Here is a 16,465-nt window from a genome sequence, read left to right as displayed (position 1 = left end):
CGCGCCTGATCCTCTGGACCACTTCCAGGCGACGGATCTGGTCATGCTGGACGCAAAGGACATGCGCATTGCCGCCCGTGTCCGTCGTCCCGGTTATTCGATGCTCTACCCCAACCAATTTACCATCCGCGCACAGGTGCCGTCTGGCGCAGAGACGGAGCTATCCAAGATAGTGAACGGCTACGGCGACTGGATGTTCTACGGCCACGCGGGCACCGATGGTCGAACTCTGCAAAACTGGTGGCTGATCGACCTGAGGGCGTTCAGGGCTTCACTGATCCGCCACGGCATCAATGGCACGTCTATTCGCATGGGTGACAAGCGGAACCCGGACGGGACGTGTTTCAAGTGGTTTGATATCCGGTCTTTCCCGGATGATCCGCCGTTGGTGGTGGCGAGAGGCTAATCACTGGTGACTGACTAAGAAAACGTTAGCATTGCGTGCTGGTATTCGGATGTAACAAAGCGACATGGGGGCTGTGCGTAATTTCCCGACTTTTCAATTTCTTAGCTAACTGCGGTCAAAGTTCCGTTGACTTTTGACTACTTTAGGATTGCAATTTGCGGCCAGATGACTCATTTACATAAGCAATATGGCCTTCCCCTCTGTTGCTTCGGCACAAGGGTTGGCCTTTTTTATGTACAACAAGCCTTACCTTCCCGTCGCTCAACAGATTGAACTCCTTCTGAGCCGGGGAATGGTAATCGACGACTTGCCCAAGGCCTCTGAGTATTTGCAACGAATAGGCTACTATCGACTTAGTGCCTACTGGCACCCCATGCGGCAACGTGATGCAGACTCTGGCACTGCCTTAGACAATTTCGTACCGGGCACAACATTCAAAGAAGCCACTGACCTATATACATTCGATGGCCGTTTGAGGTTGATCATGCTTGATGCGCTTGAGCGCCTTGAGGTCTCTCTGAGAACTGAAATTGCACTTTGCCTTGGTAGATATCATCCCAATGCGCACAGAGCGCTAAATTGCTTAGGGCGCGACTTCGCTCAGCCGACTTATAAAGGGGGGCCGACCAAGCATCGAGAGTGGCTGCAAAGACTAGACAAGCGGGCGAACGAGTCTAAAGATCAGTTTGCTCAACACTTTAGAACAAAATACCCTAGCGAAGACATGCCTATATGGATTGCGGTTGAACTACTCGACTTTGGGCCGCTCTCTCATCTAATAAGCGGAATGAGGAACAATGACCTCGCCAAAATAGGAGCCAGCTTTGGCGGCTTACGACCTAGGTTTGTGAAGTCTTGGGCTCGATCACTTGCATTCACCAGAAACCTTTGTGCGCATCACTCACGGCTTTGGAACAAGCCACTGGTTAATCAGCCAGCGCTCGTTGGACAAGATGTCCCAGAGGGGTTACAACATATCCAAGCACTTCCTGACGTTGGCAAAAGACTATACTCAATAGCGTCGGTAGCTCGATTCATGCTGCAAACTGCGAACCCGCGCACAGCTTGGAAGGAACGCTTTGTAACTCATATCGATAGCTTTCCAACATCACCAAGACTTTCTCTATCATCTGCGGGCTTTCCAGAAGACTGGCGCTCGCACGACATATGGAAATAGGTCAGCGAACGAAAGCAACGCGCACCAAAGGGTGGATTCAAGGGTGGATAAACATATTCGAAAAACCACTAAGTAATTGTTTTTGAATTAAATAGTGGAAAGCTTTGGTGCCCAGGAGAGGACTCGAACCTCCACGTCCATACGGACACTAGCACCTGAAGCTAGCGCGTCTACCAATTCCGCCACCTGGGCAGGTGTCGTGGAGGGGCGTTTAAGGCTGTCACGCGGGAGGGTCAACAGGAAAACCTGCCTTAGCTGAAAAAATTTGCACCACTGCGCTTGCGACCTGACGGCGCCCAAATCGAGAGCAGGAACCCACAATCGTCATTGCGTCTTGTTTGCGCCTCTTGCGGGCGCTAGATCAGTACCGACGCATAAAACGCAGGAGCCCGGAATGTCCAAGCTGGTCACGATTTATGGCGGTTCGGGATTTGTCGGACGATACATCACCCGGCGCATGGCCGAGAATGGCTGGCGCGTGCGCGTTGCGGTGCGCCGCCCGAACGAGGCATTGCATGTCAGGCCCTATGGTGTGGTCGGACAGGTCGAGCCGGTGGCCTGCAACATCCGCGACGACGAATCCGTCCGGCGGGTCATGCAGGGCGCGGATGCGGTGATCAATTGCGTGGGCGTCCTGAACGAGCTGGGCAAGAACGACTTTGCCTCGGTCCATGCCGAGGGTGCCGGGCGCATCGCCCGGAGCGCCGCGCAGGAAGGGATCGCCCGCATGGTGCATTTGTCGGCGATCGGGGCCAGCGACGAGGCCGACAGCGCCTATGCAAGGAGTAAGGCCATCGGCGAGGCCGCAGTGCTGGGGCATATGCCGGATGCCATGATCCTGCGGCCGTCGATTATCTTCGGGACTGAAGATGAGTTCTTCAACCGCTTTGCGGCGATGACACGGTTTGGGCCCTTCCTGCCGATCGTCGCGCCAGAGACCCGGTTTCAGCCTGTCTTTGTCGACGATGTTGCTCGTGCCGCTGTGATGGGCGCAACCGGCGCGCAAGCCGGTGTTTTCGAGCTGGGCGGGCCGGATGTGAAAAGCTTCCGGGCGTTGATGCAACTGATGCTCGACACGATCCACCGGCAGCGGGTGATCATCGGCGTCCCCATGTTTGTGGCTCGACTCATGGCCGGTGTTCTGGACATTCTGAAATTCGTGAGCTTCCAGCTGTTTCCCAATCCGATCCTGACCCGCGATCAGGTGCGGTCGCTGCGCAGCGACAATGTGGTCTCGGGCGGGGCCAAGGGTTTTGATGATCTGGGGATCGAACCGGTGACGATGCAGTCGGTGCTGCCGGGCTATCTGTGGAAATTCCGACCCTCCGGGCAGTATGACGAGATTCAGAAGTCGGCGAAGAATCTGAAGATCTGATCAACCATAGGCCATCACCAGCAGGATCAGGCCCAGGACCACTCGGTAGACAACATACGGGGTGAAGCTGATGCGGCGCAGAAACCGCATCATCAGGGCCAGCGCAGCAAAGGCCGACAGGAAAGACAACCCGGCGGCGAGCAATCCGCTGCGGATCATCTCAGCATCGGCGTTGGCGGCGGCATCCGCCCAGAGCAGGATGCCCGAGGCGGCGATGGTGGGAATTGACATCAGCATCGCCAGCCGCGCGCTGTCTTCACGCTCGTATCCCAGCAGCCGCGCGCCGGTGATGGTAATGCCCGACCGTGACGTGCCGGGGATCAGCGCGATCACCTGCCAGAGCCCCATGATCGCCGCGTCCCTGAGGGTCCAGGACCCGGCCCTTTTCACCTGACCTCCACTGCGATCCGCCCAATAGAGCAAGATGCCGAAGCCCAGCATCGTCCATGCGATGACCTTCATCGAGCGCAGCAATTCCGACAACCCGGAGAAATGCAGGACTGCGCCAATAAGGATGATCGGCACCGTGGAGATCATCAGTCCCAGCGACAGGCGCGCGCCCGGAGCCTCTAGCTGTCCAGCCAAGGCTGCGGGCGTGCCGCGAAGCGCCAAACACACGTCGCGCCGAAAGTACCCGATCACGGCACCCAACGTACCGACATGCACGGCAACGTCGATGAACTGCCCCTGATCCCTCATGCCGGTCAGCGCTGGCAACAGAATCAGGTGGCCCGAGGACGAGACCGGCAGGAATTCGGTGATGCCCTGAGTCAGCGCAACAAGAAGGATATGCAGGAGTGTCATCTGTCGAAATGCCCCGGAACCTTTTTGTGAAACGGGGTATAAGTGGCTGTCCAAAATGGAAAGCCTCCATTTAGGTCCGAAAGGGATCTATTATTTCATCACAACACCGGGCGACCTTACGGAAAATGGCGTGGGAGGCAAAAATAGGTCACCTTTATTGACTTTTAATTCCCCATACCCTCGGGTATAGCATCGCAACCTAGCCAATTCATGGAGTCGAAGCTGTGGCCAAGCAACCGATGCTAAAATTCGTCCAGATCGAACGCGACATGCCCTCAAAGCGCGACGCGACGGACCGCAAGGAAGACTTCGATGAAATCTATGCCGAATATGCGGCCGCAAAGGCCGAGGAACAGGCCAGCCGCTGTTCGCAATGTGGCGTGCCCTATTGCCAGTCGCATTGCCCGTTGCACAACAACATCCCCGACTGGCTGCGTCTGACCGCAACCGGGCGGCTGGAAGAGGCCTATCAGATCAGCCAGGCCACCAACACCTTCCCCGAGATCTGTGGCCGGATTTGCCCACAGGACCGCCTGTGTGAAGGCAATTGCGTGATCGAACAGTCGGGTCACGGCACCGTCACCATCGGCTCGGTCGAGAAATATATCACCGACACCGCGTGGGAAAACGGCTGGGTCACCCCTGGCATGCCGCAGCATGAGCGCAATGCCAGCGTCGGTATTATCGGCGCCGGGCCGGGTGGGCTGGCCGCTGCCGACATGCTGCGCCGCGCGGGCTTTGGCGTGACCGTCTATGACCGCTATGACCGCGCGGGCGGGCTGCTGACCTATGGCATCCCCGGCTTCAAGCTGGAAAAGGACATCGTGATGCGCCGCGTCGACCAGCTGGAAAAAGCCGGGGTCGAATTCGTGCTGAACTGCGATGTGGACGCCGACATCTTTGCCGCGATTCATGCAGAACATGATGCGGTCATCATCGCCACCGGTGTCTACAAAAGCCGCGATATCCAGATGCCGGGCAGCGGTCTGGCTGGTGTCGAAAAGGCAATCGACTATCTCACCGCCTCGAACCGCAAAAGCTTTGGCGACGCGGTTGAGGAATTCGACTCGGGACGCTACGACGCCAACGGCAAGCGAGTGGTCGTGATCGGCGGCGGGGATACCGCGATGGACTGCGTGCGCACCGCCGTGCGTCAGGGTGCGACATCGGTCAAATGCCTTTACCGCCGCGACCGCGCCAACATGCCCGGCTCACAGCGTGAGACCCAGAACGCCGAAGAAGAAGGCGTGATCTTTGAGTGGCTGAGCGCACCCAAAGGCTTTACCGGTGATGACCACGTCGAAGGAGTCATGGTGCAGAAAATGCGTCTGGGCCAGCCCGACGCCTCGGGCCGTCAGGCCCCCGAGGTGATCGAGGGCGCGGATTACGTCGAAGACGCGGAACTGGTCATCAAGGCCCTGGGGTTCGAACCCGAGGACCTGCCGAAACTATTTGGCCAAGCCGATCTGCCGGTGACCCGCTGGGGCACCGTCAAGGCCGCCTTCCGCACCGGGGCCACCGATATGGACGGGGTCTATGCCATCGGCGACATCGTGCGTGGGGCCAGCCTCGTGGTCTGGGCGATCCGCGACGGCCGCGACTGCGCCGAGGCGATCATCGAACGCTTCGATGGTAAAACTGCCATCGCCGCAGAATGATCCGCAACCCGCGTGGCGATCTCGCCATGACCTCAAGCACCGGAGGTGTGAGATGACCCAATTGCAAGGCCAATGCATGTGCGGCGCGGTGACCGTCACGGCGACACCGGGCAAACCGGCGCTCGGCGCGTGCCATTGCGACATGTGCCGACGCTGGACCAGTTCGATGCTGATCACCGTCCCGGCCGAACCCGGTTACACGGCCGAGGGTCCGGTGCGGACCTATGCCTCTTCCAACTGGGCCGAGCGCGCCTTTTGTGGGACCTGTGGCTCGGCGCTCTGGTATCGCATCACCGCGCCCGGTGACATGCACGGGCAAACCCAGATGGCCGCCGGGCTGTTCGATAACGCCGCCAACGGCGCGCTCAAGCTGGAACTTTTCATCGACAGGAAACCGCAGGGCTACGCCTTTGCCGGGGACCGCAGACAAATGACCGAAGCCGAAGTGCTGGCAATGTTCGCCCCTTCGGATCAAGGAGATAGCCAATGACCAACTATGACGCCAACTGGGTCCGCGCCGAAGAAGAAAAGCGCAAGTGGATGGCCGAAAACGGTCTCTATTCCGAAGAAGAAGAGCATTCGTCCTGCGGGGTCGGCCTTGTCGTCTCGATGGACGGCAAGAAAAGCCGCAAGGTGGTCGAGGCGGGGATCGACGCGCTCAAGGCGATCTGGCACCGCGGCGCGGTGGATGCCGATGGCAAGACCGGCGATGGTGCCGGTATCCATGTGCAGATCCCGGTTCCCTTCTTCTACGACCAGATCGAACGCACCGGTCACACACCGGACAAGAACCAATTGATCGCCGTGGGCCAGGTGTTTCTGCCGCGCACGGATTTCGGCGCGCAGGAAACCTGCCGGACCATCGTGGAAACCGAAGTTCTGCGCATGGGCTATTACATCTATGGCTGGCGTCACGTGCCGGTTGATGTGACCTGTCTGGGCGACAAGGCCAATGCCACAAGGCCCGAGATCGAGCAGATCCTGATCTCGAACAGCAAGGGCGTCGACGAAGAGACTTTCGAGCGTGAACTTTATGTCATCCGCCGCCGGATCGAAAAGGCCGCCGCCAGCGCGGCAGTCACCGGGCTCTATATCGCCTCGCTCAGCTGCCGGTCGATCATCTACAAAGGCATGATGCTGGCCGAGCAGGTCGCCGTGTTCTATCCCGACCTGATGGATGAACGCTTCGAGAGCGGTTTTGCCATCTATCACCAGCGCTATTCCACCAACACCTTCCCGCAATGGTGGCTGGCGCAGCCCTTCCGCATGCTGGCCCATAACGGCGAGATCAACACGCTCAAGGGCAATGTGAACTGGATGAAAAGCCATGAGATCCGCATGGCATCGGCCACCTTTGGTGACTATGCCGAGGATATCAAGCCGATCATCGCCGGTGGCTCGTCGGATTCCGCCGCGCTGGATTCGGTGTTCGAGGTTCTGGTGCGCGCCGGACGCTCGGCGCCCATGGCCAAGACCATGCTGGTGCCGGAAAGCTGGTCGAAACAGGCGGTGGAACTGCCGCAGGCCTGGCGCGACATGTACTCCTACTGCAACTCGGTGATGGAACCCTGGGACGGTCCGGCGGCATTGGCCATGACCGACGGGCGCTGGGTCTGCGCCGGGCTCGACCGCAACGGCTTGCGCCCGATGCGCTATGTGATCACCGGCGACGGGTTGGTCATTGCCGGTTCCGAGGCCGGCATGGTGCCCACCGACGAGGCCAATGTGGTCGAAAAAGGCGCGCTTGGCCCTGGCCAGATGCTGGCCGTCGACATGAAGAAGGGCAAGGTGTTCCGCGACAAGCAGATCAAGGACAAGCTGGCGCGCGCCCTGCCCTTTGGCGATTGGGTCAAGAAGATCACCGATCTTGATGACACGCTGGCCAGGGTCACCGAAAAACCGCTGTTCTCTGGCGAAGAGCTGCGCAAGCGGCAGATCGCGGCGGGCTATTCGATCGAAGAGTTGGAGCAAGTCCTTGTTCCGATGTGCGAGGACGGCAAAGAGGCGCTGGCCTCGATGGGCGACGACACGCCTTCGGCCGTGCTGTCCAAACAGTATCGCCCGCTCAGCCATTTCTTCCGCCAGAATTTCAGCCAGGTCACCAACCCGCCGATCGACTCGCTTCGCGAATACCGGGTGATGTCGCTGAAAACCCGCTTTGGTAACCTCAAGAACGTGCTGGACGAGGATAGCAGCCAGACCGAGATTTTTGTGCTGGGCAGCCCTTTTGTGGGCAACACGCAATGGGACACGCTGGTCGAGAACGTCAACGCACCGGTGACCGAGATCGACTGCAGCTTTGCGCCCGGCACCGGCGCGCTGAGCGCCGCGCTGGCCCGTATCCGTTCGGAGGCAGAAGAAGCCGTGCGCTCGGGCGCGGGGCATTTGATCCTGACCGATCAGTATGCGGATGCCAATCGCGTCGGCATGCCGATGATCCTCGCGACCTCGGCGGTGCATTCGCATCTGACCCGCAAGGGGCTGCGCACCTTCTGCTCGCTCAATGTGCGCGCAGCGGAATGCCTTGATCCGCACTACTTCGCGGTGTTGATCGGCTGTGGTGCCACCGTGGTGAACGCCTATCTGGCCGAAGACAGCATCGCCGACCGCGTCGAGCGCGGCCTACTGGATGGCACCCTGACCGAGAATGTGGCGCGCTACCGCGAGGCCATTGATCAGGGCCTGCTCAAGATCATGTCCAAGATGGGCATCTCGGTGATCTCGTCTTATCGCGGTGGGTTGAACTTCGAGGCGGTGGGCCTCAGCCGTGCCATGGCGGCCGAGTATTTCCCCGGCATGATCAGCCGTATCTCGGGCATTGGTGTGACCGGCATTCAATCCAAGGCCGAGGAAATTCACGCCAAGGGCTGGACCTCGGGTCTGGATGTGCTGCCCATCGGTGGCTTCTACAAGGCGCGCCAGTCGGGTGAAACCCATGCCTGGGAAGCGACCTCGATGCATATGATGCAGATGGCCTGCAACCGGGCCTCTTATGAGCTGTGGAAACAGTATTCGGCCAAGATGCAGGCCAACCCGCCGATCCATCTGCGCGACCTGCTGGATTTCAAACCGCTGGGCCAGCCGATTTCGATGGAAGAGGTCGAAAGCATCACTGCCATCCGCAAGCGGTTCGTGACGCCGGGCATGTCCTTGGGCGCGCTCAGCCCCGAGGCGCATAAGACACTGAACGTGGCGATGAACCGGATCGGCGCAAAATCCGATTCCGGTGAGGGCGGCGAAGATCCGGCGCATTTCGTGCCGGAAGCCAACGGTGACAACCCGTCCGCCAAGATCAAGCAGGTGGCCTCGGGCCGGTTTGGTGTGACCGCCGAATACCTCAACCATTGCGAAGAGCTTGAGATCAAGGTGGCCCAGGGCGCCAAGCCCGGTGAAGGCGGCCAACTGCCCGGCATGAAGGTCACCGACCTGATCGCGCGTCTGCGCCATTCGACCAAAGGCGTGACCCTGATCTCGCCGCCGCCACATCACGACATCTACTCGATCGAGGATCTGGCGCAGCTGATCTATGACCTGAAACAGATCAACCCGCGCTGCAAGGTGACGGTGAAACTGGTGGCCTCCTCCGGCGTGGGTACGATTGCCGCCGGCGTGGCCAAGGCCAAGGCCGATATCATCCTGATCTCGGGCCATAATGGCGGCACCGGGGCCTCGCCTGCGACCTCGATCAAACATGCGGGCCTGCCATGGGAGATGGGCCTGACCGAGGCGCATCAGGTGCTGGCCATGAACAACCTGCGCGATCGCGTGACCCTGCGCACCGATGGCGGGCTGCGCACCGGGCGCGACATCGTCATGGCGGCGATGCTGGGGGCCGAGGAATACGGCATCGGCACCGCGGCGCTGATCGCCATGGGCTGTATCATGGTGCGCCAGTGTCAGTCCAACACCTGCCCGGTTGGCGTCTGCACGCAAGACCCGTCGCTTCGCGACCGCTTCACCGGCAATGCCGACAAGGTGGTCAACCTGATCACCTTCTACGCCCAGGAAGTGCGCGAGATTCTGGCCTCGCTCGGTGCGCGCAGCCTGGATGAAGTGATCGGACGTGCCGATCTTCTGGCGCAGGTCAGCCGGGGTTCTGCGCATCTGGACGATCTGGATCTCAACCCGCTGCTGATCACCGTCGATGGCGCGGCTGATATCGTCTATAACCGCGACAAGGACCGCAATCCGGTGCCCGACACGCTGGATGCCGAGATCGTGCGCGACGCGGCCCGCTTCCTGCGCGACGGTGAAAAGATGCAGCTGTCTTACGCGGTGCAGAACACGCATCGGACCGTGGGCACGCGCATTTCCAGCCACATCGTGCAGAATTTCGGGATGCGAAACGCGTTCCAGCCCGATCATCTGCATGTGAAACTGCAAGGCTCTGCCGGGCAGTCGCTGGGGGCCTTTGCGGCACCGGGGCTCAAGCTGGAAGTGTCAGGCGACGCCAATGACTATGTCGGCAAAGGTCTGTCGGGCGGCACCGTCGTGGTACGCCCGCCGCAGGTCAGCCCGCTGAAAGCGGATGAGAATACGATTGTCGGCAACACTGTTCTTTATGGGGCAACCGACGGCTATCTTTTTGCTGCGGGTCGTGCCGGTGAACGCTTCGCCGTGCGCAACTCGGGCGCGCAGGTGGTGATCGAAGGCTGCGGGTCGAACGGTTGTGAATACATGACCGGCGGTGTGGCGGTCATTCTCGGTGGGATCGGGGCCAATTTCGGGGCTGGCATGACCGGCGGGATGGCCTATCTCTATGATCCCGACGGCACGGCCACATCGCTGATGAACATGGAAACGCTCGTGACCTGCCCGGTCACGGTGCCCCATTGGGAATATCAGCTCAAAGGTCTGATCGAGCGTCATCTGGAGGAAACCCGCAGCCAGAAGGCCGCCGATATCCTGCAGCATTGGGAGGTCGAGCGTGGCAAGTTCCTGCAGGTCTGCCCGACCGAAATGCTCGACAAGCTACCCCAGCCCTTGACCAATGAGGCCGAGGCGGTCCCGGCGGAATAACCCGCCCCTTGTGAGAATTACTCAGGCAGGCCCCGAACCTTCGGGGCCTGTTTCGTTTTACAGCGGGCGCTGTTGCCCCACCCCGATGCGCCGCAGGATCAGGTTCAGCTTGTCGAAGCTGTCACCAATGCCACCCGATTCGGGGCGGGCAAAAAACGCGTCAAGCTCGGGCCAGACCTGTACCGCCTGATCCAGTTGCGGGTTCGAACCCGCGGAATATAGCCCGGCATTGATCATCACTTCGGATTGCTCATAAGTGCTGAGCAAGCGCCGCGCCTCGTTGATGGCGGCGTTCTCAGCCTCGCTCGCCGCACCCGGCAGGCTGCGCGAGACCGAACGGCTGACATCGATGGCCGGAAAGCGCCCGCGCTCGGCGATCTCGCGGGACAAAACGATATGACCGTCCAGAACTCCGCGAAGGATATCAGCCACGGGTTCATCCATATCCGATCCCGCGACCAGAACGCTGAACACCGCCGTGATATCACCCTGTCCTGCCAGTCCCGGCCCGGCCCGTTCGCACAGACCGGTGATCAGCGGCGTGACCGAGGGCGGGTGGCCGCGCAGGGCGGGCAATTCTCCGGTGGCCACGGCAATCTCGCGATGGGCTTCGGCAAAGCGGGTGATCGAATCGGCCAGAAACAACACGTTCAATCCGCTGTCGCGCAGGGATTCCGCAATTGCCATAGCAGACCACGCGCAGCGCCGCCGCATCAGCGCTGACATGTCCGAGGTGGCCGCCACCACGACCGCGCGCTCCATCGCCTCGGGGCCAAGCGTATGGTCCACAAACTCGTTCACCTCGCGCCCGCGCTCACCGATCAGCGCCACCACAACCGCATCCGCCTGCATCGATTTGGCGAGCGTGCCCAGCAGTGAGGATTTGCCAACACCCGAGCCCGCAAACAGCCCAACCCGTTGTCCGCGCACAATCGGCAGCATCGTGTTCAGCAGGGTCACCCCGGTGGGCAACCGCTCGCCCAGGGCCTTGCGTTCAACGGCGTTTGGCGGCGGCGCGGTCAGGTTGCGGGCATGTTCGCCCCGCAACAGCGGTTTGCCGTCCAGCGCCCGGCCCAGCGGGTCGACGACCCGCCCCAGCCAGTGCAGCCCGGGGGCAAAGGCCGGAACCGGGATCAAGACAGCCGCATCATCCACCGCAACAGTGTCTGGGGCCATGTCCGGCAGCATCCGGATTTCGTCATCATTGATCTGCAGGACCTCACCGGCCAGCGGTGCCAGCGCCTTGCGCCGGACCTCAATCCGGTCACCGATGCGGGCCTTGCCCGACAATCCGGTGATCCCGATGGTGCCGCCTCCGACATGTTTCACGCGCCCGAGATGGCGCAATGGGCTCAATGTATCAAAGGTGGCTTGCAGGCTTGCGGGGTTGGCGGCGGTCATCGTGCGCTCCGGTAGGTTGTCGCAAACCGTTTCTAAACGAATCGGGGTTAAGCCTTGATTGAAACGGATCGAGGGAGAAGCCCCGGTGTTCACCAAACTGAATGTCTTTGCGACGGCCCATGCGATGGCCACACATGCCGGTCACCGGCACGCCGTCATTGCCCGCAACATGGCCCATGCCGATACACCCGGCTACAAGGCGCAGGATGTAAAACCCTTTGACGCGCTTGTGCGTGAAAGCGGCGATGCATCGCTGTTCCGCAAAACGCGTGGCACCCACATGCACGGGCAGGACGGCCCCGACTGGAAATCCGCCGAGTTTACGGCGGACGCTCCGGCGGACCCCAATGGCAACAGCGTTTCAATTGAAGAACAAATGTTGAACGCGGTGGACGCGAAACGTCAGCACGACCGGGCGATGGCGATCTACAAATCGGCGCTGACCGTGCTGCGCACCGGCCTTGGTCGCGGCTGAGGGGGGCTGAGATGAACGAGTTCTCGAACACGCTGAAGGTCACTGCCAGCGCCCTGCGCGCCCAGGCGATGCGGCTGCGTCACACCGCCGAAAACATTTCGAACGCGGATACGCCGGGTTACCGGCGCAAGACCGTGCCCTTTGAATCGATGGCTCTGTCCGGTGAGGCGGTGGATCTCGTCAAGACCGGACGCGTGCAGCTTGATCGCAGTAAACTGCCGCGCATTCACGACCCGGCCCATCCGATGGCGGATACCAGCGGGCACTATCAGGGGTCAAACGTCAATCTGATGCTGGAAATCGCCGACGCCCGCGAGGCGCAGCGCAGCTATGAGGCCAATCTCAAAATGTTCGATCAGGCGCGGCAGATGTCCGCGTCGCTGATGGATCTTCTCAGAAAATAAAGGACAGCCAGAATGGATATCCAATCACTTTCGGCGGCGCACAGCTATGCCTCTGCCCGCCCCGCAACCAAACCCGGACCTGCCCCCGAGGGCGCGGCCCTTGGCGGCGCGTTTCAGGATTTCGCAAGCACCCTGCGCCAGAGCGAGGCACTGTCGCAATCGGCGATGACTGGTCAGGCCGACCCGCATGCGCTGGTGCAGGCGCTGGCCCAGACCGAACTTGCGGTCGAAACCGCCGTGACCGTGCGCAACAAGGTGGTCGAGGCCTATCAGGAAATCCTGAGGATGCCGGTCTGAACCATGCTGAGTGAAGGCCAGTTTTATGACGTGTTGCGGCAATCGCTGTGGATCGCGGTCATCACCTCGGTGCCGATCCTGACAGTTGCGCTGGTCACCGGCCTTGTCGTGGGCCTGTTCCAGGCGCTGACCTCGATCCAGGAAATGACGCTGACCTTCGTGCCCAAGCTGGCCGCCATCGTCATCGTGTTCTGGATGTCGATGGGCTTCATGACACAGACGCTGGTCTCATTCTTTCAGGCCACGGTCCTGACACTGATAATCGGAGGCAATTGATGGATACTGCCGGATATGCAGCGCTGTCGCGCCAGGTCGGCCTGAGGAATGAGATCCGGGTCGTCGCCAACAACATCGCCAATCTCGCCACTGCCGGCTACCGGCAGGAAGGCATCGTTTTTTCGGAATTCGTAAAGGATACCGGCGGCCACCCATCGGTCTCGATGAGCCGGGGCGAGGTGCGCAACACCTCATTCACGCAAGGCGTGCTGACCCAGACCGGCGGCCGCTTTGACTTTGCCATCGAGGGCGACGGGTTCTTTCTGGTCGAAACCCCCTCGGGCGAGCGGCTGACACGCGCCGGGGGGTTCAGCGCCAATGCGCAGGGCGATCTGGTCAACGCCGAAGGACACCGCGTACTCGATCCCGGCGGCGCGCCGGTCTTCATCCCGCCCGATGCGACCAGCCTCAGCGTCTCTGCTGATGGCACGATCAGCGCCGATGGCCAGTTGGTCGGGCAGATCGGTGTCTTTGCCCCGACCGACCGGACCGATCTGATCCGCGAAGGAGGGGTGATGTTTCACGCCCCGGGTGGGTTCGAACCGGCAGAGGGTGCCACGATCCTGCATGGCTTTTCTGAAGGCTCGAACGTCAACGCGGTCGGACAGATGGCGCGGATGGTCGAGGTTCAGCGCGCCTATGAACTGGGCCAGAGCTTTCTGGATGCCGAAGACAAACGTATTCGCGAGGCCGTCAAGGCCTTGCTGCGATAGATCACAAGGAAGGAGCGACCGATGCGTGCCCTGAAAATTGCCGCCACCGGCATGACCGCCCAGCAGATGCGGGTCGAGACGATCTCGAACAACCTCGCGAACATGAACACCACCGGCTACAACGCCCGCCGGGCTGAGTTTGCCGATCTGCACTACCAGCAAATGGTGCGGCCCGGCAGCGTGAACGCCTCGGACGGGACGTTGCTGCCGACCGGCGTGCAGCTTGGCCTTGGCGTGCGACCCGCAGCCGTGTCGATGCATATTCAGCAAGGCGCGCTGTCGGCCACCGGCAACGAACTGGATGTGGCCATTGATGGGCGCGGCTATCTTGAGGTGACACTGCCCTCGGGCGCAGCGGCCTATACCCGCGATGGCAGCCTGAAGCGCTCTGCCGATGGTCTGATCGTCACCTCGGACGGCTTTCCGGTCACCCCAGAGGTCACCATTCCCGAAGATGCGCGCTCGATCACCATCAACGGCGCGGGGGAGGTCTATGCCTATTTCGACGACACCGCCGAAGGGCAGTTGTTGGGCCAGCTCAACCTGTCGAGCTTTACCAATGCCAAGGGGCTTGAGGCGGTCGGCAGCAACTTGTTCCGCGAAACCGAAGCCTCCGGCGCGCCCGTTGTGGCCACCCCGGGCGAAGACGGGCTGGGCACATTGCGGCAGGGGTATCTGGAAGACAGCTCGGTCGATGCCGTGCGCGAGATTACCGAATTGATCGAGGCCCAGCGCGGCTACGAAATGAATGCCAAAGTCATCTCGGCGGTGGACCAGATGATGGGCGCCACCACGCAGGTGCGCTGATGATCAGGTTTCTCGCATTTGTCGGACTGCTTGCCGCCCTGCCTGCGCAAGCCGATATCGTGACCCCAAACCGCACCATCCGGGCCAAGGAACTGATCTCGCCCACCGATCTGGTGCAGGAGCCCGGCGAAATGCCAGGTGTCTACGGCCACCCCGCCGAAGTGGTGGGCTATGAGGCGCGCGTCACGCTCTATCCCGGCCGCCCCATTCGCGCCGGCGACGTCGTGCCGCCTGCCGTCGTGGATCGCAACGATCTGGTGTCGCTGGTCTTCGTGCATAGCGGCCTCACCATCACCGCCGATGGCCGCGCGCTGGGGCGTGGTGCCGTGGGCGATACGATCCGCGTGATGAACCTGTCATCGCGCACCACCCTATCGGGCCGGATTCTGGCCGATGGCCGCATCGAGGTAAATTGATGAAACTGTCCAAACCTACGCTTCTTCTTTTGAGCTTTGGCATGCTGCAGGTCGCCTGCGGTCGGCTCGACCATCTCGGACGCCCGCCCAGCCTGTCGGACAACGAGGATTCTCCCGAGCAGGTCGCGATGCTGTGGCCGGGGTTGCCGCTGCACGCACCCGATCAGCGCACAGTCGATCAGTCCTCGCTCTGGAGCGGTGGCCAAAGGTCGCTTCTCGGTGACCGGCGGGCGATGAAAAAGGGCGACATCCTGACGGTGGTCATTGAAATCGATGAAAAGGCCGAAATCTCGAACGGCACCAAGCGATCCCGCAGCGGTTCGGAATCGCTGGAGGTGGCTGAACTCTTCGGTGGTCCGCAATCGGTGCAGGACAAGCTGCCCGATGGGGCATCGCTGGCCGATGCGGTTTCGATCGACAGCCAAAGCAAAAACACCGGCCAGGGGTCGGTCAAGCGCAAGGAGAAGTTGACTTTGCGCGTTGCTGCCACAGTGGTCAATGTCCTGCCCAACGGCGTGCTTTCGATCAGCGGCTCGCAGGAATTGCGGGTCAATTTCGAGCTGCGCGAATTGCTGGTGTCAGGCTTTGTGCGCCCCGAAGACATCTCGCGGCAAAACCAGATCACTTATGACAAGATCGCTTCGGCCCGCGTGTCATACGGCGGCAGAGGCCAGCTTACCGACGCCCAACAAGCGCGTTATGGCCAGCAAGTGCTGGACGCCGTCCTGCCGTTCTGAGGGTTACGATCATGCGCAAATTGCTGTTGTTCATCTTGCCGCCGGTTGGGATCGCCCTGGGCGTTTTTGCCGGGACCGCACTGACTGGAGGCGAGAAAGAGCCAATGGTTGAATCTGAACAGGACGCTCCGAAGAAAAAGAAGAAACCGAAATCCAAAGACGGGACCAAGTCGGGCGGTCACGAGTTCCTGAAGATGAGTAAGCAATTCGTTGTCCCACTGCTGGATGGCGAACATCTGGCCGGTCTGGCAAATCTGGCGCTGAGCCTTGAGGTGGAACCTGGCACCAGCGAGCCGTTTTATGCGCGCGAACCCAAGCTGCGGGATGCTTTTCTGCAGGTGCTGTTCGACCATGCCAATACCGGCGGGTTTGATGGCGCCTTCACAATGTCGGGCAAGCTGGACCCGTTGCGGCAGGCCCTGCTGGACGCCGCGCAGTATGAGCTGGGTGATGACGCGGTACACGCGGTTCTGATCGTCGATATCGCCCGGCAGGACAAT

The 16,465-nt window shown here is 60.9% G+C and carries 17 protein-coding genes and 1 tRNA gene; 15 read left to right on the top strand and 3 right to left on the bottom strand.

Features of this window, described 5'->3' with window-relative positions; genetic code table 11:
• Both M3P21_RS21240 and M3P21_RS22840 read left to right on the top strand, forming a co-directional pair.
• Positions 1-406 (top strand): hypothetical protein (locus M3P21_RS21240; protein ID WP_249713413.1); only part of this gene is annotated, 406 nt, incomplete at its 5' end.
• 187 nt (positions 407-593) lie between these two features.
• Positions 594-1,583 carry an Abi family protein gene (locus tag M3P21_RS22840; protein WP_373320108.1) on the top strand — a complete coding sequence of 330 codons (990 nt, stop codon included), beginning with the start codon at positions 594-596 and terminating at the stop codon, positions 1,581-1,583.
• A 105-nt stretch (positions 1,584-1,688) separates the two neighbouring features.
• Here the strand turns inward: M3P21_RS22840 and M3P21_RS21235 are convergent.
• Positions 1,689-1,775: transfer RNA gene (locus M3P21_RS21235), tRNA-Leu, on the bottom strand.
• A 202-nt stretch (positions 1,776-1,977) separates the two neighbouring features.
• Between M3P21_RS21235 and M3P21_RS21230 the strand changes: the two genes are divergently transcribed.
• Positions 1,978-2,958: a complex I NDUFA9 subunit family protein gene (locus tag M3P21_RS21230; RefSeq protein ID WP_249713411.1), complete on the top strand. Its 981-nt coding sequence runs from the start codon at positions 1,978-1,980 to the stop codon at positions 2,956-2,958.
• On the opposite strand, the gene M3P21_RS21225 is transcribed toward M3P21_RS21230, so the two are convergent.
• A complete protein-coding gene (locus tag M3P21_RS21225) occupies positions 2,959-3,762 on the bottom strand; it encodes an undecaprenyl-diphosphate phosphatase (protein ID WP_249713409.1) in 804 nt (267 codons plus the stop codon).
• A gap of 224 nt (positions 3,763-3,986) precedes the next feature.
• On the opposite strand from M3P21_RS21225, the gene M3P21_RS21220 reads away from it, so the two are divergent.
• From M3P21_RS21220 to gltB, 3 genes are read left to right on the top strand one after another with little or no spacing between them, the layout of a single operon-like run.
• A complete protein-coding gene (locus tag M3P21_RS21220) occupies positions 3,987-5,420 on the top strand; it encodes an NAD(P)-dependent oxidoreductase (RefSeq protein ID WP_249713407.1) in 1,434 nt (477 codons plus the stop codon).
• 52 nt (positions 5,421-5,472) lie between these two features.
• Positions 5,473-5,910: a GFA family protein gene (locus M3P21_RS21215; RefSeq protein WP_249713405.1), complete on the top strand. Its 438-nt coding sequence runs from the start codon at positions 5,473-5,475 to the stop codon at positions 5,908-5,910.
• On the top strand, positions 5,907-10,439 hold the full coding sequence (gene gltB / locus M3P21_RS21210; RefSeq protein ID WP_249713403.1) for a glutamate synthase large subunit: 4,533 nt from the start codon (positions 5,907-5,909) through the stop codon (positions 10,437-10,439). The genes M3P21_RS21215 and gltB overlap by 4 nt, the downstream gene beginning before the upstream one ends.
• A 57-nt stretch (positions 10,440-10,496) precedes the next feature.
• On the opposite strand, the gene M3P21_RS21205 is transcribed toward gltB, so the two are convergent.
• Entirely contained in the window at positions 10,497-11,840 is a 1,344-nt protein-coding gene (locus M3P21_RS21205) for a FliI/YscN family ATPase (RefSeq protein ID WP_249713401.1), read from the bottom strand.
• Positions 11,841-11,925: 85 nt separating this feature from the next.
• Here M3P21_RS21205 and M3P21_RS21200 point away from each other — a divergent pair, with 85 nt between their 5' ends.
• The 9 genes from M3P21_RS21200 to M3P21_RS21160 form a co-directional block, all read left to right on the top strand.
• Positions 11,926-12,315 (top strand): FlgB family protein, encoded by a 390-nt coding sequence (locus tag M3P21_RS21200; protein WP_249713399.1) that lies wholly within the window; start codon positions 11,926-11,928, stop codon positions 12,313-12,315.
• 11 nt (positions 12,316-12,326) lie between these two features.
• Positions 12,327-12,719, top strand: a complete 393-nt coding sequence (gene flgC, locus M3P21_RS21195; RefSeq protein ID WP_249713397.1) for a flagellar basal body rod protein FlgC — start codon at positions 12,327-12,329, stop codon at positions 12,717-12,719.
• A 12-nt stretch (positions 12,720-12,731) separates the two neighbouring features.
• Entirely contained in the window at positions 12,732-13,016 is a 285-nt protein-coding gene (fliE, locus tag M3P21_RS21190) for a flagellar hook-basal body complex protein FliE (RefSeq protein ID WP_249713395.1), read from the top strand.
• Between the two features lie 3 nt (positions 13,017-13,019).
• Complete coding sequence (locus M3P21_RS21185) at positions 13,020-13,292, top strand: flagellar biosynthetic protein FliQ (protein WP_249713393.1); 273 nt, start codon at positions 13,020-13,022, stop codon at positions 13,290-13,292.
• Positions 13,292-14,005, top strand: coding sequence for a flagellar hook-basal body complex protein (locus tag M3P21_RS21180; protein ID WP_249713392.1), 714 nt, complete (start codon positions 13,292-13,294; stop codon positions 14,003-14,005). Before M3P21_RS21185 ends, M3P21_RS21180 begins: the two co-directional genes overlap by 1 nt.
• A 21-nt stretch (positions 14,006-14,026) precedes the next feature.
• Positions 14,027-14,812: a flagellar basal-body rod protein FlgG gene (gene flgG, locus M3P21_RS21175; protein WP_249713389.1), complete on the top strand. Its 786-nt coding sequence runs from the start codon at positions 14,027-14,029 to the stop codon at positions 14,810-14,812.
• Positions 14,812-15,228 carry a flagellar basal body P-ring formation chaperone FlgA gene (gene flgA, locus M3P21_RS21170; protein ID WP_249713386.1) on the top strand — a complete coding sequence of 139 codons (417 nt, stop codon included), beginning with the start codon at positions 14,812-14,814 and terminating at the stop codon, positions 15,226-15,228. Before flgG ends, flgA begins: the two co-directional genes overlap by 1 nt.
• Complete coding sequence (gene flgH / locus M3P21_RS21165; protein WP_249713384.1) at positions 15,228-15,965, top strand: flagellar basal body L-ring protein FlgH; 738 nt, start codon at positions 15,228-15,230, stop codon at positions 15,963-15,965. Before flgA ends, flgH begins: the two co-directional genes overlap by 1 nt.
• An 11-nt stretch (positions 15,966-15,976) precedes the next feature.
• The coding region (locus M3P21_RS21160; RefSeq protein WP_249713382.1) for a flagellar basal body-associated FliL family protein at positions 15,977-16,465 on the top strand (489 nt) is incomplete at its 3' end.

The organism is Ruegeria spongiae, from assembly GCF_023502395.1.
GTDB lineage: Bacteria > Pseudomonadota > Alphaproteobacteria > Rhodobacterales > Rhodobacteraceae > Ruegeria_C > Ruegeria_C spongiae.
Note: the sequence above shows the minus strand (reverse complement) of the source record. Positions and strands in the feature narration are given on the sequence as shown.